Source organism: Pseudomonas sp. AK-TSAG1-1 (assembly GCF_056821665.1).
In genome coordinates this window covers 2955749-2973791 of sequence record NZ_CM165965.1, presented here as the reverse complement: position 1 = coordinate 2973791, position 18043 = coordinate 2955749, and the positions used below count along the sequence as shown (strand labels likewise).

The 18043-nt window shown below is 61.3% G+C and carries 18 protein-coding genes; 6 read left to right on the top strand and 12 right to left on the bottom strand.

Features of this window, described 5'->3' with window-relative positions:
• Positions 1 to 110: 110 nt before the first annotated feature.
• Positions 111 to 1538 (top strand): cytochrome-c oxidase, cbb3-type subunit I, encoded by a 1428-nt coding sequence (gene ccoN, locus AC1UK9_RS13290; RefSeq protein ID WP_482580344.1) that lies wholly within the window; start codon positions 111 to 113, stop codon positions 1536 to 1538.
• 15 nt (positions 1539 to 1553) lie between these two features.
• The gene (locus AC1UK9_RS13285; RefSeq protein WP_025110035.1) at positions 1554 to 1775 is read left to right on the top strand and encodes a hypothetical protein; all 222 of its coding nucleotides are present in this window, start codon (positions 1554 to 1556) and stop codon (positions 1773 to 1775) included.
• A 130-nt stretch (positions 1776 to 1905) separates the two neighbouring features.
• On the opposite strand, the gene AC1UK9_RS13280 is transcribed toward AC1UK9_RS13285, so the two are convergent.
• Positions 1906 to 2397 carry a hypothetical protein gene (locus AC1UK9_RS13280; RefSeq protein WP_473015614.1) on the bottom strand — a complete coding sequence of 164 codons (492 nt, stop codon included), beginning with the start codon at positions 2395 to 2397 and terminating at the stop codon, positions 1906 to 1908.
• A gap of 212 nt (positions 2398 to 2609) precedes the next feature.
• On the opposite strand from AC1UK9_RS13280, the gene AC1UK9_RS13275 reads away from it, so the two are divergent.
• From AC1UK9_RS13275 to AC1UK9_RS13260, 4 genes are all read left to right on the top strand, one after another.
• Complete coding sequence (locus tag AC1UK9_RS13275) at positions 2610 to 3998, top strand: hypothetical protein (RefSeq protein WP_482580342.1); 1389 nt, start codon at positions 2610 to 2612, stop codon at positions 3996 to 3998.
• Positions 3999 to 4064: 66 nt separating this feature from the next.
• Positions 4065 to 4994 carry a halovibrin HvnC gene (locus AC1UK9_RS13270; RefSeq protein WP_473015612.1) on the top strand — a complete coding sequence of 310 codons (930 nt, stop codon included), beginning with the start codon at positions 4065 to 4067 and terminating at the stop codon, positions 4992 to 4994.
• Positions 4995 to 5172: 178 nt separating this feature from the next.
• On the top strand, positions 5173 to 6141 hold the full coding sequence (locus tag AC1UK9_RS13265) for a halovibrin HvnC (protein WP_473015611.1): 969 nt from the start codon (positions 5173 to 5175) through the stop codon (positions 6139 to 6141).
• Between the two features lie 147 nt (positions 6142 to 6288).
• The gene (locus AC1UK9_RS13260; protein WP_482580340.1) at positions 6289 to 6981 is read left to right on the top strand and encodes an aspartate/glutamate racemase family protein; all 693 of its coding nucleotides are present in this window, start codon (positions 6289 to 6291) and stop codon (positions 6979 to 6981) included.
• 1 nt (position 6982) lies between these two features.
• Here the strand turns inward: AC1UK9_RS13260 and AC1UK9_RS13255 are convergent, their stop codons facing one another.
• From AC1UK9_RS13255 to AC1UK9_RS13205, 11 genes are all read right to left on the bottom strand, one after another.
• Entirely contained in the window at positions 6983 to 7501 is a 519-nt protein-coding gene (locus AC1UK9_RS13255) for a GNAT family N-acetyltransferase (RefSeq protein WP_473015609.1), read from the bottom strand.
• A 175-nt stretch (positions 7502 to 7676) separates the two neighbouring features.
• On the bottom strand, positions 7677 to 8657 hold the full coding sequence (locus tag AC1UK9_RS13250; RefSeq protein ID WP_473015608.1) for a LysR family transcriptional regulator: 981 nt from the start codon (positions 8655 to 8657) through the stop codon (positions 7677 to 7679).
• Positions 8658 to 8818: 161 nt separating this feature from the next.
• Positions 8819 to 9766, bottom strand: coding sequence for a peptidylprolyl isomerase (locus AC1UK9_RS13245; protein ID WP_473015607.1), 948 nt, complete (start codon positions 9764 to 9766; stop codon positions 8819 to 8821).
• Complete coding sequence (locus tag AC1UK9_RS13240) at positions 9763 to 10233, bottom strand: YbjN domain-containing protein (protein WP_482580338.1); 471 nt, start codon at positions 10231 to 10233, stop codon at positions 9763 to 9765. The genes AC1UK9_RS13245 and AC1UK9_RS13240 overlap by 4 nt, the downstream gene beginning before the upstream one ends.
• A 30-nt stretch (positions 10234 to 10263) precedes the next feature.
• A complete protein-coding gene (locus tag AC1UK9_RS13235) occupies positions 10264 to 10893 on the bottom strand; it encodes a DNA repair protein (RefSeq protein WP_473015605.1) in 630 nt (209 codons plus the stop codon).
• 18 nt (positions 10894 to 10911) lie between these two features.
• Positions 10912 to 12609 carry a putative porin gene (locus AC1UK9_RS13230; RefSeq protein ID WP_482580337.1) on the bottom strand — a complete coding sequence of 566 codons (1698 nt, stop codon included), beginning with the start codon at positions 12607 to 12609 and terminating at the stop codon, positions 10912 to 10914.
• Between the two features lie 54 nt (positions 12610 to 12663).
• Positions 12664 to 13368 carry an energy transducer TonB family protein gene (locus AC1UK9_RS13225; RefSeq protein WP_473015603.1) on the bottom strand — a complete coding sequence of 235 codons (705 nt, stop codon included), beginning with the start codon at positions 13366 to 13368 and terminating at the stop codon, positions 12664 to 12666.
• Positions 13369 to 13371: 3 nt separating this feature from the next.
• Positions 13372 to 13797 (bottom strand): ExbD/TolR family protein, encoded by a 426-nt coding sequence (locus AC1UK9_RS13220; RefSeq protein ID WP_025110048.1) that lies wholly within the window; start codon positions 13795 to 13797, stop codon positions 13372 to 13374.
• 11 nt (positions 13798 to 13808) lie between these two features.
• A complete protein-coding gene (locus AC1UK9_RS13215; RefSeq protein WP_482580334.1) occupies positions 13809 to 15608 on the bottom strand; it encodes a DUF2341 domain-containing protein in 1800 nt (599 codons plus the stop codon).
• A gap of 12 nt (positions 15609 to 15620) precedes the next feature.
• Positions 15621 to 17216: a ShlB/FhaC/HecB family hemolysin secretion/activation protein gene (locus AC1UK9_RS13210; protein WP_482580332.1), complete on the bottom strand. Its 1596-nt coding sequence runs from the start codon at positions 17214 to 17216 to the stop codon at positions 15621 to 15623.
• A gap of 73 nt (positions 17217 to 17289) precedes the next feature.
• The gene (locus AC1UK9_RS13205) at positions 17290 to 17901 is read right to left on the bottom strand and encodes a transposase (protein ID WP_025110051.1); all 612 of its coding nucleotides are present in this window, start codon (positions 17899 to 17901) and stop codon (positions 17290 to 17292) included.
• Positions 17902 to 18043 lie beyond the last annotated feature (142 nt).

The window sequence follows — 18043 nt, the reverse complement described above, 5'->3', positions numbered from 1 at the left end:
TACAAATGAAAGATTCCTGAGCCTGTTTTGTTTCTGACGGTATTCCTACAGTGCAGTGCATGCCAGACCGGGTGGCCTGGCAAGACTTTGCAACCGTGGATGAACTGACCATGAGCACAGCAACAATCGGACAGGCTTATAACTACAAGGTCGTCCGCCAATTCGTTATCGCGACGGTTTTCTGGGGTGTCGTGGGCATGGCGATGGGGGTATGGATCGCCTCGCAACTGGTGTGGCCGGACATGAATCTCGACCTGCCGTGGACCACCTTCGGCCGCTTGCGGCCACTGCACACCAGCCTGGTGATTTTCGGCTTTGCCGGCAGCGCGCAATTCGCCGCCAGTTACTACGCGGTGCAGCGTACCTGCCAGGTGCGGCTGTACTCGGACAAGCTCGCAGCCTTCACCTTCTGGGGCTGGCAGTCGGTGATCGTGGTCATGCTGATCACCCTGCCGATGGGCTACACCACCACCAAGGAATACGCCGAGATCGAATTCTCCGGTGCGGTGTGGATGGCAGTGGTCTGGGTCGCCTACGCCATCGTGTTTTTCACCACCGTGGTGCAGCGCAAGACCAAACATATCTACGTCGGCAACTGGTTCTTTGGCGCATTCATTCTGGTGATCGCCATGCTGCACGTGGTCAATCACCTGTCGATCCCGGTGGACTGGTTCAAGTCCTATCCGGTGTATTCCGGGGCGACCGACGCCATGGTGCAGTGGTGGTACGGGCACAACGCGGTGGGATTCTTTCTGACCACCGGGTTCCTCGGGATGATGTATTACTTCGTGCCCAAGCAGGTCAACCGTCCTGTGTATTCGTACCGGTTGTCGATCGTGCACTTCTGGGCGCTGATCACCCTGTACATCTGGGCCGGCCCGCACCATCTGCACTACACCGCGCTGCCGGACTGGGCACAGTCACTCGGCATGGCGATGTCGCTGATCCTCCTGGCCCCGAGCTGGGGCGGGATGATCAACGGCATGATGACCTTGTCCGGCGCCTGGCATAAGTTGCGCACCGACCCGATCCTGCGCTTTCTGGTGCTGTCGCTGGCGTTCTACGGCATGTCGACCTTCGAAGGCCCGATGATGGCGATCAAGACCGTCAACGCCCTCTCCCACTACACCGACTGGACCATCGGCCACGTCCACGCCGGGGCGCTGGGCTGGGTGGCGATGATCACCTTCGGCGCGACCTATCACATGGTGCCGAAAGTCTTTGGTCGCGAGCAGATGTTCAGCACGCCGCTGATCAACCTGCACTTCTGGCTGGCGACCATCGGCACGGTGTTGTACATCGCGTCGATGTGGGTCAACGGCATCACCCAGGGCCTGATGTGGCGTGCGATCAACGAGGACGGCACGCTGACCTATTCGTTCGTCGAAGCGCTGCAGGCCAGTCATCCGGGGTTCATCGTGCGCTTTGCCGGCGGGGTGTTCTTCCTCACCGGGATGCTGTTGATGGCCTACAACGTGTGGCGCACGGTGCGGGTAGCCGACGTGTCGCTGGCGCGCAGCCAGGCGCAGATCGCCTGAGTCAGGGAGCTGATGATGTTCGAAATTTTCTTGAATGTGCTGGGGGTGGTGTTTCTGTGGCTGGCGGTGGAGTACTGCCTGCGCCATCAGACTTCAGAGAGCCTGGATGATGCGAGCATGGTGCCGTTTGCCGATGATCCGGAGGTGGCGCGGCGGGTGGAGCTGGCGACCGGCAAGACCGTGAAAGCGGTGGCACCGGAAGAGGCGAAACCAGGCTGGATCAACCTGCAAATGTAGAACTGCCATCTGCCCCTGTGGGAGCGGGCTTGCTCGCGAAAGCGTCTGATCAGTCACCGAAATGTTGAATGACACACCGCCTTCGCGAGCAAGCCCGCTCCCACGAGGGGAATTTGCAAGTCCTTGAAGTCTAGTTACGGTCGCGCGGGATCAGGCTCTGCAGCTGCTGTGCGAGGAAATCCGCATCGAACACGAACGTGTCCGGATCCTTCAAGCCGTTGGTCTTGCGCCACTGCCACTCGCCGCTCGGCAGCCCCACCAGCGAAATGCTGCCATAGCGCGCCGCCGTCAGGCCCATCACCGCCAGGGAAATCTGCCCGGCGCTGCCCATCACGTCCGGCACGAATTCCACCGGTTTGCCGGCAATCACGATGCTCAGTTTCTCGGTCTTGAAGGTCGAGGTCTCCACCGGCGTACTCGGTCCGAACGCGACGTAAGCCTCGCGGCTCACCTCCAGCAGATTCGGTGCCTGCACCGGTTCCAGCCATTGCTGAATATGGCCGAACAGCTCGCTGATCCGGGCCGACCACGCCTGCGACTGGGTTTCGAACAGTTGCTTCTTGTGCGCTTCACTCTCGGCATAGTGACGAAGCATTTCGCCCAGTTGTTGTACGTCGTTCATCGGTACGTTCCTCGGGGTGAGCCTGCGAAACCCATAGTGACAGATCAACACGCCAGTGCGCGTAAAACCTCGAATGCCAGCCGGTCTCAACTCAGGCTGGCGCGACGGACGGTGGGTCTTTTATGCGGTCACCTGTCAGATCTGACAGTAGGCAAGCCGTACGCGAAGGTTTTAGATGAATCCAGTGAGCAAACCTTTGCGGAGCGGACGAAATGGCCAACCAAAACAACGACAATAAACTGCTGACGATCGACCCGGTACTCATTCCGGGATGGGTTTCACCGATCCAGCATCCGCTGAATCCGCACGGCGGGATTCCGCTCGCGCTGGTCACCAATGGACTTATCCGGGTTCTCGTTGATCCCTGGATCAACCAGAGCCTGGATGACAGTGTTCAACTACTGCTCAACGAGTCGCAAACCATTATTGCCGCACAAACCATCACCCGGACGGAGCTGAATCAACGGTTCAGCATGAGTTTTAATGCGTCCTTGCTGAGGGATGGAATCAACCTGCTGTTCCTGCGGGTGACGCGGATCGCGCAACCGATGCCCGAAACTTCAGTGGAGTTACGTGTGCTCTTCCATACGCCACGCCCCGGCGGAGAGATCGCCGGGGGCGGCATTAATCCGAACTTGCTGATGACCCTGCCGGCCGATGTCATCGCCAATGGCATCGATGCAGCACGTGCGGCGCAAGGCGTTGACGTTACGCTGCGCTATGTCTATATGCGGGCGGGGGACGTCATCACTGTCGATCTTGACGGGCACCATATCCAGCAAACCGTGACCGCGGCGCAGGTTCTAGCCGGTCAAGTGGTGATCAAGCTGACCACCAATGACTTCCGGCAGGATAATAAGCGGTTCCCCTTTAGTTTTCGCGTCACCGACCTGCTCGGCAACTCCTCGGGGCCGCAGGCGATCTGGTCGGCGACCACCTTCGTCGATGTGCATATTCGTCAACCGGTGCTGGATCTGCTTGCCCCCACAGTGCTCGAAGCCAAAGAGGACAACGGCAACAGGCTGAATTTTGTTCGAGACTTCTATGAAGCCCTGTATGCGACCATTATTGTGTCCTACATCGGCTCGGCACCGGGGCAAACGGTCAAGGCTTATTGGAAAGGTCGCAATTCCACTTATGTCAGCGAGATGCAGACCGTCACGTCTGTCGGCCAGACGTTGCAGTTTTTGGTGCCACGCGCAGAAGTGGTCGACACCGTTGGCAGCGGCGCCGAGGCGTCCTTCACCGTCCGGTTACCGGACACCACGGTTGATCTCCTATCCAAGCGGCGGAACATAACCATTACCGGACAAAAGCATCACCTGCCGGAACCGACGCTGAGTGCAGCCAAGGACAACCTGAGGGCCTACTACCCGACGCTGGACGGTGCTTACAAAGTAAGAATATCGCTGACCGTTGGAGCGACTCGCTACGACAGCGAGGAATTCAACATCACCCAGCCGTCCTATACCAACGTCGCTGTCCCGTCGAGCTGGATCACGCCGAACAAGGGAAAACTCGGTCTGTTCAATTACACCCTCAGAAAGACGGGCACGGGCGAACCCATCATTTTTTCCTGGTACCTGCGAGTGACGCTGTAAAGGGCTTGCAGTCGACTTGCAAATTATTCAAGCGAATCCGCCGCTGTCCGCGGCGAGGATCTGCACATGCGTAAATTGGCAGCGTCACTGTTCATTACGTTACTGCTGGGATGCTCACACACAGCCGTTCAACCGCCAGCGGTCATCGGTACACGCGATGCTCAGGCGCTCAACGGCCCACAAATCGCCTCGCATCTCAACACGCTGTATGGGCGGCAGTTTCCCAATTGCAACAAGAGCGAATCGCAGCCAGCGTTTCTCTGTTCCGGAGTCACCTTGCGAGTCACCGTCAGGGATCCGGCAGGCCAATACAAGGTCTGGGATCCGAGTCCGGCCTCGGTGAAAAGTGGCGGCATTTCCTACTCCTATTTGCGCCAGGATGCCAATTTCGGGCGCCTGGCCTGGGGTTACGGCAATGGCTACATCCTCTATCCATTCCTTGAGCAGCCCCCTGGCAAACTGCATCTGAAGGTGTTGTGCTCCTACCCCATGGATGCCTGGACCTGGAGTCGCAGCGCGACCTCCGTCTGTGGTCCGGCGCCCCAATACCCGAATGTCAGCCAAGCCTGTCATCTGGCGGGGGTCTTCACCGGCGAACAGGCCAAGACGGCATGGGACGTCTCCTACGAAAACAAAAATCTGCGGCAATGCGGGTTCGATGTCAGGGATGAACGAAATCACCTCGCCGGCCCGGCATTCTATCAATCGCTCAGAGCCAAGACCTTGCTGGGCGCCACCGGGTTTGGTCAACAAAATGAAATCGTCATTCGCAGCTGGGCTGCCGGGCAGGCCAACGCTCTGCCGATCATGGCGTTCTTTTTCATCGCCGGCGGCACCAATGCCGGCCTGGCGGACGCGCAATACAACCAGCGCGACTTCTATAACTCGACCAACCCGAAAATCGTCGTCCCCATTATTCGCCTGACGCCTGCAGCCAGCGCCGCAGCACCGGCGACTTTTACCTACTCGGCAGCAGATCAGGCGGTGGCTCAATGAGCTTGCAACAGCAACAAAAAGGGCGAGAAAGATCAGATTCCACCTTGATTGCCTTGCTCAATCTCTGCATGGCGCTGCCCCCGCAATCTGTCGAGCCGTTGCCCGAACCTGCGCCGTAACGCTTGACCAAGTTTTTCAACTGACAAACGCAATCCCCATTTCAGGCAAGGGTTTGATCATGAGAACAATCGCCGCAGCGCTTTTTATTGCATTACTGATGGGTTGCACGCAGACCTCCACCCAACCGCCGGTGGCCATCGGCGTCAGTGGTGTTGAGGTGCTCAACGGCCCGGCCATCGCCACTCAGCTCAATACGCTTTACGGGCGAAAATTTCCCAACTGCAACAAGAGCGACTCCCAACCAGCGTTCCTGTGCTCCGGTGTGACCCTGAGGGTGACAGTCAAGGATCCCTCCAACAAATACAAGGTTTGGGACCCAAGCCCGACATCTGTGACCAGTGGAGGCGTGTCATTTTCCTACCTGCGCCAGGATGCCGACTTCGGCCGACTCGCCTGGGGCAATGGCAACGGCTACATTGTTTATCCGATCTTTGAGTCCCCCCAAGACAAGCTCGACCTCGATTATCTGTGTGCCTATCCCTACGATGCCTGGACCTGGACACGGCGGACTGACGCCGTGTGCGCTGCCCACCCGAGCTATCCGGTGCAAAGCCAGCTCTGCCAGAACGCCGGTGTCACCACCGCAGAGCAATGGTACGCGGTCTGGACGATAGCGGGAGGCAACCCGAACCAGCGCCAATGTGGCTTTGACGTCAGCGACGAGCGCAATCATCTGGCGGGCCCGGCGTTCTATCAATCCGTGCGCGCCAGGGCGTTTGCGAATGTCACTGGCTACAATGAACACAATGAGTTGCTGATAAAAACCTGGTGCGATCCGGTCTCCTCCGACCCGGCAAAATCATGTGCTTCGAGTTTTCCTCCCAACCGATTTCCCATCATGGCGTTTTTCTATGTTTACGGAGGCGCCAACGCCGGCCTGGCGGACGCGCAATACAACCAGCGCGACTTCTACAACTCGACCAATCCGAAAATTCTCGTGCCCATCATTCGGTTGACACCCTCTGCCAGTAACGGGGGATCGGCGAGCTTTACGTTCGCGCCAGCGGATCAAGTGGTTACCCAATGAACAGCGGCGGTTTATGGCAAACGGCACCGTTACACCTGGCAGAAGGATTGGCGGTACAGCTGATTTGCGCTGGCGTCCTTCGATGAACAAATGGACACTCTGTGCAGACCTGGTTGTTCGTTCCAGGTCCAAGCCAGAGGAATTTCAATGCGCACCATCGGCCTGATCGGCGGCATGAGCTGGGAGTCCAGCGCCGAATATTATCGCCTCATCAATCAACAGGTCCGCGATCGCCTCGGCCCGCTGCGTTCGGCGCAACTGCTGATGCACAGCGTCGACTTCGGCCCGGTCGAACAGGCCCAGCATGCCGGGCGCTGGGACGATGCGGCGGCGATTCTGGTGGATGCCGCGCGCAGGCTGGAGGCCGGCGGCGCGCAATGCGTGGTGCTGTGTACCAACACCATGCACAAGGTGGCGGAACAGATTCAGGCGGCGATCAGCATCCCGTTCCTGCACATCGCCGAACCGGCAGCGCAGGCGGCGCTGGACATCGATGCGCACACGGTCGGTTTGCTCGGCACCGCGTTCACCATGGAGCAGACGTTTCTCAAGCAGCGTCTGATTGCCAAGGGGTTGACGGTGCTGGTGCCGGACGATGCCGAGCGCCAGGACGTGCACCGGATCATCTACGACGAGTTGTGCGTCGGGGTGATCAGTGACGAGTCGCGCAAAATCTATCAAAGAGTGATCGAATCACTGACCGCGCGCGGCGCCCAGGCGATCATCCTCGGCTGCACGGAAATCGGCCTGCTGGTCAAACCCCAGCACAGTGCCCTGCCCCTGCTCGACACCACCGAGCTGCATGCGCAGTCGGCGGTGGCGTTCGCCCTGGACGACTGAGTCAGACTTGGCCGCGCGTGCGCAGGCGGGCCATGCTCAGGGTGTCGACCCATTGCCCGTCGCGCACGGCGTAGTCACGGAACAGGCCTTCGTTCTCGAAACCGAACTTGCGGTACAGACCAATGGCCGCCTCATTGTCGGCGTAGACCGAGAGTTCGACCCGGTGCAAATTCATCCAGTTGTCGGCGACGTCCAGCGCCGCCGCCAGCAGTTTCGAACCGACACCCTTGCCCTGCCACGCCACAGCGACCGCCATGCCGACACTGCCGGCGTGCGCACGGCGAATCCGCGAATAGTTTTCCAGCCCGAGATGACCGACCACCGCGCCCTGATGCAGCGCCACCAGTTTGAGCATCCGCTCGTTCTCCGCCAGCAACCGCTGACGCCAGATCTCAGTGGATTGAAACGGCATCTGCAACACCTGGCGGGTCACGGCCGGATCGTTGTACAGCGCGGTGACAGACTCCAGGTGCGATTCGTTGAAGCGTTCGAGGGTGATGGCGGGGTTGTAGTCGGGCATGGCGGATCCTTCCTGGATCGATGTGTGGCCAGACACTCTAAACTGCCAGTCATCTATTTGGCGAGGTCCCAGACTGTGGGAGCGGGCTTGCTCGCGAAGGGGCCGTGTCAGACACCTTATCGTTGAATGAAACACCGCATTCGCGAGCAAGCCCGCTCCCACAGGGGTTATGTGTTCAGCTCTGGAACCATTCGTGGCGTTCGTTGAAGGTGCGCTGGATCAGTTCGACCAGGGTCTGCACTTCGGCGACGTCTCGCGATTCAACGTTGACCGCCAGCCATGCCTGCAACTGCATCGGCTCGTCAAACAGCCCCGGCAGCGCAATCAGCCCGCGATCGAAGCGGCTCATGTACGCCGGCAGCAAACCGATGCAGGCACTGCAGCGGATCATTTCCAGCATCAGCTCATAGGACTGCATCTGCACCACGCCGGCCAGGCGCTGTTCGACCAGCTCATTCCACGGCCGGAAGCTGTCGATCTGCCGGTCGTGTTGCCATTGCACCAGCATGAAATCGCTCAGGTCGTCGGCACTGGCCGGGCGCGCGGTGACGCGCGAATAACGTTTGGCGATGTGCGGCAGGTAATCCAGCCGCGCCAGTGCCTGTGGCTGACTGGTGGCGAAGGTCGGGCCGGGATTGGGGGTTTCACCGTGGGCCAGCCACAGCACCACATCAGCGCTGACCGCGCGCAGTGCCAGTTCGCTGTCCAGCGCGATGATTTCCAGGCGCACGCTGGCGTTGCGGCGCAACAGCGCGATCAGGTCGCGACCGAGGATGTCATGCAGGATTGACTCGGCGACGGCCAGACGCACCAGCGGCTGCTCGACCACCGGCAGTTTGCGCTCGTGAGCCAGCGCCACCAGTTGCGCCTGAAGTTGCAGGCCCTCGCGGGTCAGGCTCAGGGCACTGCCCTGAAAGCTGAACAGCGAGTGCTGCAGTTCTTGTTCAAGTTGCGCCAGTTGCTTGCGCAGCAAGGTCGAACGCACGTTGAGGCTGCGCGCTGCCTGCATGAAGCAGCCACAGCGAGCGCTGACCAGAAAATATTGCGCGACGTCGGCATCGATGGTCGCAGCTTGCGCCAGCCAAGGCTCGCGCTCGCCCTGTGCCCAGCGATAATCGGGGCTACCCTGTCGTCCTGCGGGTTCGGTGAATGACATCGATGACTCCCTGTCGATCTTTGTATTTTGAAAAACACCACGGTTCTACTGTGGGAGCGGGCTTGCTCGCGAAAGGGCCATGCCTGCCAGCGTGTCCGTTGAATGCCACACCGCTTTCGCGAGTAAGCCCGCTCCCACCCGGGTTCTGCGGTGAGTCACGATCAGCGTTTCTCTTCCAGGACCTTGTTCAGCTCAGCCCCGTCGATACTCAGCGTCGCCGTGTTGAGCATGCCGTCCAGATACGCCTGGGCGATCTGCTCCTGACGCTGGGCACGCAAGGCCTGGGTCAGTTGGTCACGCAATTCGTCGAGGGTCGCGGTGCGCGCCGGTTGCTGTTCGGTGAGTTTGATCACGTGGAATCCGGCGGCGCTCTGCAGCGGCTCGGACACCGCGCCGACCTTGAGCCGCGCCACCGCGCCACGTACCTGCGGCACCAACTGCTGCAACGGTTGCAACCCGGTGTCGCCGCCGCGTTCGGCGGTCAGCCGGTCCTGCGAATACTGGCTCGCCAGCGCAGCAAAATCCCCCGGCGTGGCCTGAGCCTTTTTGCTCAGCTCCGTCGCCTGTTTGCGCACTGCTTCGAGGTTCTGCGGGTCATTCACGGCGAGGAAAATCTGGCTCACCCGATACAACGCCGGGGTTTGCCATTCAGCCTTGCCGGCGTCGTAGGCCTGCTGCAGCTCGGCCGCACTCGGGTAGTCCGCCGGCACTTCGCTGACCGAGCGCAGGTAATCACGGAAGACAATTTGCTCGGTCGCCGCCCGGGTTTGCCGCACCACGTCCGGACGCTGCGCCCAGCCCTGGGCGTCGGCCTGTTCGAGCACGGCTTTCTCCGCCAGACGCGTGCGCAGCCAGCGCTCCAGCGCCTCACGGTTACCGCGCAGTTGCTCGCGAGTCGTTGGCGGGACGGTCGCCAGCAACGCCTGCAATTCCTGCGGCGTCACCTGCTGATTGCCCAACCGCGCCACTGCCGGCCCGGCTGCAACCGCCGCCAAAGGCGACGATTGCTGCGCGGCGACCGGGTCTGTACCCGGTCGCAGCACCAGCGCCACGGCTACCACCAACAGCGCCACTGCCCCGGCGCCGATCACCATGGCAGGTTTTTTCACAGCGCGACTTCCTCTTGCTCGGCGACGGCGACTTTGGCCGTCGAAGTTTGCGCGGCCTGGCTGAAATCACGCAGATAGACGATGAACTCCTGCAACAGGCGATCCCACAATTCGAGGTTGCCACGCAGGTGATCGTTGCTCACGCCCGCCGCGACCACCACGTCCATTTCCATCACCAGAAACTCACCCTGCAACGACAACCGCGCAAACCGGCGGCTGGCGTTCCACTGTTCGGCCACACCCTGTGGCAACTCACCTTGCACCCGCAGCGCGCAACTGAAGGTGAAATCGACGTAGCGGCCCTGCTCCACCGCCGGGTTGCCGAAACGCACGGCATAACCGATGCCCTGGCTGGCACTGAGCAATTGCACGATGCCGTTCTGTTCGGTCTGGTTGACGCGATAACCGGCGGCCTGCAGGACTTCAGTCAGGGATTGTGGCGATACGTGAGTGATCAATTGAGTCATTGTTTCTTCCTTGTTTATCAGTCTTTTAAATCAGTGTGCGAGCGCGGCTTGCGGCGCGTCGAATTGAGTCTTGTAAAGCTCGTCACCGAACCCCTGAGCCAGTTCATCGAACTTGACCCGGGCGCTGCCCGCAAAGGGCTGGCGGATCTTCATCACCTCGGCCACATCGATGTTTTCGTAGGCGGTGAGGATCTGCTTGGCGACGCCGTACATCTGCTGATTCTTGACTGAACATTGCTGCACTTGTGTGTCACGTTCAGCCAATTGCGCCTGAAGCTTAGACCGTTCTGCCTCTTTGGCACGGGCCATGACCAACAACTCGTCGTAGGCCTTCTTGAACTTGCCGACCTGCTCGTTACTCGCCGCGACTTGCGCCTGGGCCTGGCTGTGCAGGTTCTGCTGCTGGTCGGCCAACTGCTCGGCAACGCCTTTGGCCTTGGCCAGCTCGGCGGTCAATTGCTTGATCTGCGCCTGCGCGGCCTTGGCCTCGTTCTGCGCCGCCAGTTGCGCGGCGCTGGCCTGGGCCTGCTGGCTTTGCAGGGCCTGCAATTGCTGGGTGGTGCTGCGCAACTGGGTGCGCAGACGCTCCTCCATGCCTTCGGCATTGGCCCCTTGAGCGATGAAAAAACTCAGCCCCAACAGTAAAACTCGTGCGTGCATGACCGTACTCCCGGCGCCTTAGAAGCGCGTATTGATCTCAAGCTGCAAGACGTCGATATCAAACGGCGCGCCGTACACCGCCTCGGTGCTCATCCAGCGGCCGGTGGCATAGACGTTCTTCGCCAGACCGTAGTTGCCACCGAGGAAATAGCCCTTGGCGTTGGTGCCGCCGAGGTGGAACGACGAATCGTTGAAGCCGTCAGGCAAGGCGTCCGGCTGAATGTACTTGTAGCCGGCGAACAGATTCCAGTCGCCCTGTCGTTTCAGGTCCAGCGCGTTGCCGAGGGTGAACTGCACCATCCACGCATTGGCGCCGCTTTCGATATCGCCGCTGCTGTTGAGGTTGTTGACGATCTGCCCCTCGGAGCGCTTGCGCATGTCGCCTTCGTCGTAACCAAGGTTGTGGATGTAGTTACCCTGGCTACGCAATTTGAAGTCCTGCGGCAGATCGGCGTCCCACACCAGATTCAGGTCAAGCAGGTTGAACTCCGACGCCAGACCGACGAATTGCGGTTGCGGTGTGGTCGTAGGGTTGGCCGGGTTTGGCGTGATGTCACGCAGCAGGAACACGCTGTTGCCCTTCTGCATGAATGCCACCCGTGAGCCGTCGGTGTCGCAGCCAGGGGCGCCGGCCCACGGTGCGCAAGGGCTGGAGCGCTGGCCCTGAATGTCGTCGAAACGGTAGTAGGCCAAGGCCCCCTTGAGACGGTTGTTGCTGTTGATCGCCCACTTGGCGCCGATCTGCGCGCCGTACAGCCACTTGTTGTCGCTTTCTTCCTTGTCGAAGCCGTTGCTGGTGCTGGTGTCGTTGGTGTAGTCCACCGGGAACGCGCCGACGGTGCCGAACACGCCCCAGTCGCGGTTAAGTTTGTGGTCGAAAATCGCTGCCACGCCGTCGAAATTGAGGTCGTTGGAATACAGCATGTCGGTGGACATGAACGGGTTGGCAAAGCGGCCACCGGTCACCGTCAACTCATCCGTCGGCTTCCAGTTCAGGTAACCCTGATCGAGCCAGATGTCTTTCTTGGCGAAACCGCCGCCCAGGCTCTGGGTGGTCGACACCGGGTTGTTGTCGGAACCAGTGCCAAGGCGAATGCCGGCGGTCCATTGCGGTGCGATCTCGGCCTTCATGCCCAGACGTGCGCGAATGCGAAACTGATTGGTGCGGTCTTCGCGGGTGTTGAGCAACGGCGGCAGATTGGTGCTGCTGTTGGGGTTCACATCGTACGGGCCGTTGTTGTTGAGCTTGGCAAAGTCGACGATCTCGTTGCTGTTACTGTCCGAGTAGTAGCGCGATTCGTCACGCAGACGGATGTCGCCATCGAAGCTGATGCGCGAGGTCCACTCCGAGAAAGTGTTGGGCGCGGCCCAGTTTTCCTGCTTGGCGGTGGCCATGACTTCGGCCTTGACCTGATCGCGGATCTGATCGCGCACGGCGGCCGGCACGTACTGCACGCGCACATCGCCCGGCGCGGCCACGGGGCCTGCTGCGACGGCGGTGGACGCCGCCGCCTGCTTGGCCTGGGCGGCCTCATTCTGTGCCTGGGCGATCAGCGCGTCGGCCTTGTCCTGCTTCAAAATGCCCTGCTCGACCAGCAAGCGGATCAGATTGATCGTGGCGTTCTCCGAAGGCGCGGGCGCTGCCGCGGCCTGACCGACCAGGGTCGCGATGACCATGCCGATCGCCAGGGACAATCGATTCACATTGGAAATCATCTGCACACAACTCCTTTTGGCAAAGCTTGAATGCTTGGCAATAAATAGGTTCGGTTAACCCGGACGCCGCCCTTGCAGGGACAGGCGCACGGGCAAAGTCATGGAGGCCGGTGGCCGTTCGCTCAGGTGCGGCGCATTGCGCAGCGCCGCCAGCACCTGTGTGTCGATTTCGGGGTTGCCGCTGGACTTGATCAGCTCGACGCGGGTGATCTCGCCGACGCTGCTCAGCCACACATCGGCCTGCAGCGAAAACGCGAGGTTGCGCAGGTCCGGGTTCTCGCGCAGCAGCTTCTGAAACGTGAACGCGAGGAACTGGCTGTAGGTGCCGGTGCCCAGCCGCCCGCCCCCGGCACCGGCCATGCCACCGCCCTTGCCCGCACCGATGTTGAACGCGTCGCTGCCGCTCTGGGCATCGCCGTCCATTTGCATCGGGTTGGCCAGATCGTCGGCTGGCGAAGGCGGTGCTTGCTCTTCGGGCTTGACCTCTTGCGGCTCAGGCGTCGGCTCGGGCTCGACGATTTTCTCTTCCACTGGAGTTTCCGGCTCCGGCGGTTTCTCCGGGGGCGGCGGCGGTGGTGGTGGCAACGGAATGATCGTCGGCACCTTCGGTGCTTCACGGCGGATGCCGCTCATGTCGTTGGCCCACTGCCAAAGGAACCAAGCGGCGAGCGCACCGATGACCAGCCCCACGCCCCACTTCGCATAACGTAGCGCAGGCGTTTTAACCGGTAACGGCTCGATCGGGATTTGTGCGGTCATGACTCAGCCCTGACTCGGTTTGCCGGTCACCAGACCGACCTGGGACAGTTCGAGCCGGCGCAGCAGATCCAGCACTTCGATGACCTTCTGGTACTGCACCGTGGCGTCGCCGCGCACGATCACCGGGAAGTCCGGGTTCTGCGCTTTCTCGATGCGCAGGCGTTCTTCCAGCTCGGCGAGCGTCACCGGATAGGCATCGAGGAACACCTGGCCGCCGTCATTGACCGAAATCGCCTTGGTCTTGGCTTCCGACAGTGAAACCGCAGCACTGGCCTTGGGCAGGTTGATCTGAATCCCCGAAACCTGCGCGGTGGCAGTAAGGATGAACATCACCAACACCACCATCAGCACGTCGACCAGCGGGGTGATGTTGATGCTGTCGACCGCCGCATCTTCGTCATCGTCGTGGGAGGCATTTACAGACGCCATGTCAGTGCTCCTCAGGCCGGTACGGAGTGGTTGGCGTGATGGCCGCGCGGGTGCGACGCCTCACTGATCTGGCTCTCGCCATGTAACTCTGCCAGACGGGTGATGAACTCATCGACGAACACGCGCATGTCGGCGCTGACCTCCTTGTTACGGGTGATCAGCCGGTTGTAGCCAAACAGCGCCGGGATCGCGACGAACAGGCCCATGGCGGTGGCGAGCAACGCAGCGGCCATGCCCGGGGCGATGGCGTTGATGTTGACGTCGCCGGCCATTGCGGTGCCGAGGAACACCACCATGATCCCCAGCACGGTCCCGAGCAGGCCGATGTACGGGCCGCCGGCGATGGCGTTGGACAGGGTCGAGAGTTTCGAGCTGAGCGCCTGGTTCTCGCGGGTACGCACGCCGTCCATCGAGCAGCGGATGGCTTCGATGGTTGCGGCAGACACCGAGGAGGTATCGGCGCCCTGCTCGCGACGGGTGCGGATCTCCTTGACCGCCACCGAGTACAGGCGCCACAGCGGCGAATGCTGCAGGCGCTGGGCCAGTTGCGCGTCGTCGGCGAACATTTCCAGGCGTGTGCCGACCTTGGCGAACTGTACGCGGAAGTCTTCGTTGGCCGCCGTGACGCGGCTCAGAGTGCGGTTCTTGCGCAGCATGATGATCCACGACTGGAACATCATCAGCACCAGCACGGCGATAATCACCCAGGCGTCTACCGGCACCGCGTTGAGCAGAAAACCGAGGCTGCCGAAACCGAAACCGGACTGTTCCTCGTCGACGCCATAGGCCACCAGTTTCGACTCGGCGCCTTGCGAGCTCGCGTCAGCCAGCAACAGCGGCGCCGGGCGAGCGACTTTCGACAGGCGCAGTTCGTCGATGGCGCCCACGAACGGTTGGTAAGGCCCTTCGTGCAGATCGGCGCCAATGGCCATGACCGAATTGAACGCCGGCATGGCCTGGGCCAGTGCCGCACCTTCACGACCGTTGAGGTAGAGCGTCACTTTCGAGCCTTCGGCGGTCACCGCGACGTGCTGCCATTGGCCAGGATTCAGCGGCTGAGTGGCGACGGCGCGCTGGCCGTCGATCTCCACGAACGGCACGCCCTGATTCACACCGACCAGCAGGCTGTTGGTGCCTTCGCGGCGGGCCAGGATCAATTGCTCGCCATTGGCCTGATCCAGTCGCAGCCAGGCACTGAAGGTGAACGCGCTGCCGGCGTTGTGCTGCAGCGACGGACTGGCCGGCAGCAGCAATGGCTGACCGCTGAACTGCAAGGCGCGCCCTACTACGCCGTCAATCGCGGCGCCGGTCGCGCTCTGCGCGGTGTTGCCGTAAGCAGTGGTGTCTTTCGCCGGGGTGCCAGTGGCGCCCTCGAAGTGATAAAGCGCGGTGTAATTCGGATCGAATGTCAGTTGGCCGTTGCCGGTGGCCGGCGCTTTCTGGTTGCCGTAGTACATCCAGATGTCCTGGCGCTGGCCGCCCTCGACATTCGGCACGTCGACCCAGATCAGCGCCATGCCCATCAGCGCGTCGAAGCTTTCGATCTGGTGGTTGAGCACGGTCTTGTCGTCGGCGGCAACAAAGCGCAGGTCCGAGCCGTCCTCTTTCACGCCATCAAACGTGAAGTTGCCAGTGTGCAGGCGCACCAGCAGCGCGGTGCGGCCCAGCGCCTGATTGATTCCGGCGCCCTGCGGCGTGGTATCGACGGCGATCTGTTTGCGGTAGTGCCAGTCGTCCTGCCACCAGGCCTGAGCCGTGGCCGGGAGCACGAAGCCCAGGCAGATCAACAACGAAAGAATGAGGCGCTGCATGAACGTGCTCCTTTAGAAAGTGGCTTGAAGGTTGAAGTGCAGGCGCGATTCCTGTTTCGAGGTGTTCGGCCCTTCGAGTAGCGGATAGCCCCAGTCGAGGCTGCCGGACAGCCATTTGCTGAGGCTGGCGCGGGTGCCCAGGCCGACGCTGGCCAGGGCGTAACTGGCGTCCTGGTCCGGCAGTTCGTCGCGCAGATACAGTTGCGCGCCTTCGGCAAAGGCGTAGAAACGCCATTCCTGCATCCAGTTGCCGGCGTACTTGGCGAGCGACGGTGTGCGCAGCTCCTGGCTCAGCAGCACGCCGTCATCAGCGGTGCGCTCAGCCGCCAGGTAGCCGCGCACCGAGGTCGCGCCGCCGGCGGAGAATTGTTCGTTGGAAACCAGTGGCCCCGACGCCAACTGGAACGCGCCTTTGCTCGCGCTCTGCCAATCGTTGTCGAAGGTCCAGGTGAAGTTGCTGTCGCCTTTGAGCACGGCGAAACTCGGCTTGGCGCGGTAGCGCTTGTAGTCGAAATCTTCGTCGGAGCTGCCGTAGCCGAAAAGGCTGCGCGTGGCCACCACCAGGCTCAGACCGAGGCCCAGCTGGCTCTTTTCGGTGTAGCGAAAGCCGTTGTAAGCGAAGGTGAACGGCGCGTATTTGAGCGGCACCTTGTCGCTCTCGCCGGACAGGGTCAGGCGCTCGTCGAAGTTCTTGAAGTCGATGCCCGCCGACAGCGAGTTCGACCAACTGCCGCTGGACGGCAGCGTGTAGATCGCCGACACGCCGTAGGAATGGCCCTTGCCCAACACGTTGCTGCCGCCGATGGTGGCGACGTTACTGTCGGACTGGTAACCAGAAAACTGCACGCTCCAGCGATCGGTCAGTGGCGCGGTGTAGGACCCCGACCAGACCTTGGCGTTGTCGGTGTCCTGCGGCGCGGTGAAGTACGTCAGGTTGATGCTGTGACCAAGCTGCCAGAGGTTGTTGTAGCCGAGGCTGGTCACAGCGCGCAGTTTTTCGGTGTCGGCGCTGTAGTCGTTGTTGAGGCCGACACTGGCGCTCCACGGGTTCTGGTCTTCGACCTGCAAATCCACGTCCATGGTGCCGGGGCGCTGACCTTCACGCACCAGCGGCATGACCTGACGGCCCGGGGTCTTGTTCAGTTGCGCCAGCTCGCCCTGGACCTTGGCGAAGTCCGGCACCTCGCCTTCTTTCAGCGCCGGCACGTTGTCGCGAATGTCCAGTGGCGAATAGTGTTTGGCGCCGACCACGCGCACCCGGCCAACCTTGGTTTCGCTGACTTGCAGGTAGACGATGCCGTCCGCCACCGCTTGCTCCGGCAGTTCGACGAACACCGATTGGTAGCCGCGCTCCTGGTAGGCCTTCTGCAAGGCATCCCGCGCGCCCTCGATGTCGCTCAAAGCCTTTTGCGGGCCGAGGAACGGGTAGACCGCTTCTTCGATCGCCCGCGCGTCGAGCACGGTGTTGCCGCGCACGAAGTATTCGTTGACGTCCACCAGACGCTGCGCCGCTGTGTTTTCGGCCTCATCGGCGAACGCCGGCTGCGCGCCGGCCGTCACCAGCAGCCAGCCCCACAGCGCCAGCCGTGACGTGAAAATCTGATCCACACTACCCCCTGAATTCGCGATGACCTGTTGGCGCAGTTGCGCGCCCTGTGTGTTGCGTCAATGGCTGGTGCGGCTAATTGCTGACGTGCGAGGCACCGCTGTGCTTGCCGAGCCAGGTGTGCAGCAGCGCGAAGTTCAAGGAGAACTCGGGCATTTGCAGCAAGGCCCCGCAGAACACTTCACCGATTATTTTTTGAATGAGCAGCACCGCACGGGGCTCATTGAGCAGTGTGGCGATGTCGCGACTGAGGACGTTGAAGCTCCAGACTTTCTGGTTCAGGCCGAGGCCGACGAACCAGCGGAACAGCAGGTTGTAATTGAGTTGTTCATACAGTTGCTGCTCGCTGGGCACCGAATACAGCAGCTGCAGGAGCAGGATGTGCATGACCGTTTGCGCGGGGATCAGCATGCCGGGCTCGGCATTGAGGTCGTGCAGAAGGCCTTGGTGGGCATCGAGCATGTCGTCGATCTGCGGGCGCAGCAACACCAGCGAATGGCCCGGCGGAATGTAGCTGGAGACCTCTTTCAAGGCGCCCTGCCAATCATCCTGCGACACGATCCAGACCCACGGCGCACCGTAGCGATACACCGAAACCGGCTTCTTGCGCGCCGCTTCGACGATCTTCGACAGGCGCTGATCAAGCTCCTGCATGCCCACTTTCGAGTAGCGTTCCATAGTCCCCATTGCCTCACTCCCGGCGTCCCGCCTCGGCTTGTGAAAAGCGCCCTGTTGGGCCCCTCAAGCGCGTTACATAGGCATGACCGGACTGGCTATGTGCTACCGAACTTTTGTCATAAAAGCTTCATTACAGGGGAGGAGCCAAAAG

What these genes read in the sequence shown, in the direction of transcription:
- ccoN (WP_482580344.1), top strand. Translation starts at nt 111, where the DNA reads ATGAGCACAGCAACAATCGGACAGGCTTATAACTACAAGGTCGTCCGC.
- AC1UK9_RS13285 (WP_025110035.1), top strand. Translation starts at nt 1,554, where the DNA reads ATGTTCGAAATTTTCTTGAATGTGCTGGGGGTGGTGTTTCTGTGGCTG.
- AC1UK9_RS13280 (WP_473015614.1), bottom strand. Translation starts at nt 2,397, where the DNA reads ATGAACGACGTACAACAACTGGGCGAAATGCTTCGTCACTATGCCGAG.
- AC1UK9_RS13275 (WP_482580342.1), top strand. Translation starts at nt 2,610, where the DNA reads ATGGCCAACCAAAACAACGACAATAAACTGCTGACGATCGACCCGGTA.
- AC1UK9_RS13270 (WP_473015612.1), top strand. Translation starts at nt 4,065, where the DNA reads ATGCGTAAATTGGCAGCGTCACTGTTCATTACGTTACTGCTGGGATGC.
- AC1UK9_RS13265 (WP_473015611.1), top strand. Translation starts at nt 5,173, where the DNA reads ATGAGAACAATCGCCGCAGCGCTTTTTATTGCATTACTGATGGGTTGC.
- AC1UK9_RS13260 (WP_482580340.1), top strand. Translation starts at nt 6,289, where the DNA reads ATGCGCACCATCGGCCTGATCGGCGGCATGAGCTGGGAGTCCAGCGCC.
- AC1UK9_RS13255 (WP_473015609.1), bottom strand. Translation starts at nt 7,501, where the DNA reads ATGCCCGACTACAACCCCGCCATCACCCTCGAACGCTTCAACGAATCG.
- AC1UK9_RS13250 (WP_473015608.1), bottom strand. Translation starts at nt 8,657, where the DNA reads ATGTCATTCACCGAACCCGCAGGACGACAGGGTAGCCCCGATTATCGC.
- AC1UK9_RS13240 (WP_482580338.1), bottom strand. Translation starts at nt 10,233, where the DNA reads ATGACTCAATTGATCACTCACGTATCGCCACAATCCCTGACTGAAGTC.
- AC1UK9_RS13235 (WP_473015605.1), bottom strand. Translation starts at nt 10,893, where the DNA reads ATGCACGCACGAGTTTTACTGTTGGGGCTGAGTTTTTTCATCGCTCAA.
- AC1UK9_RS13230 (WP_482580337.1), bottom strand. Translation starts at nt 12,609, where the DNA reads ATGATTTCCAATGTGAATCGATTGTCCCTGGCGATCGGCATGGTCATC.
- AC1UK9_RS13225 (WP_473015603.1), bottom strand. Translation starts at nt 13,368, where the DNA reads ATGACCGCACAAATCCCGATCGAGCCGTTACCGGTTAAAACGCCTGCG.
- AC1UK9_RS13220 (WP_025110048.1), bottom strand. Translation starts at nt 13,797, where the DNA reads ATGGCGTCTGTAAATGCCTCCCACGACGATGACGAAGATGCGGCGGTC.
- AC1UK9_RS13215 (WP_482580334.1), bottom strand. Translation starts at nt 15,608, where the DNA reads ATGCAGCGCCTCATTCTTTCGTTGTTGATCTGCCTGGGCTTCGTGCTC.
- AC1UK9_RS13205 (WP_025110051.1), bottom strand. Translation starts at nt 17,901, where the DNA reads ATGGGGACTATGGAACGCTACTCGAAAGTGGGCATGCAGGAGCTTGAT.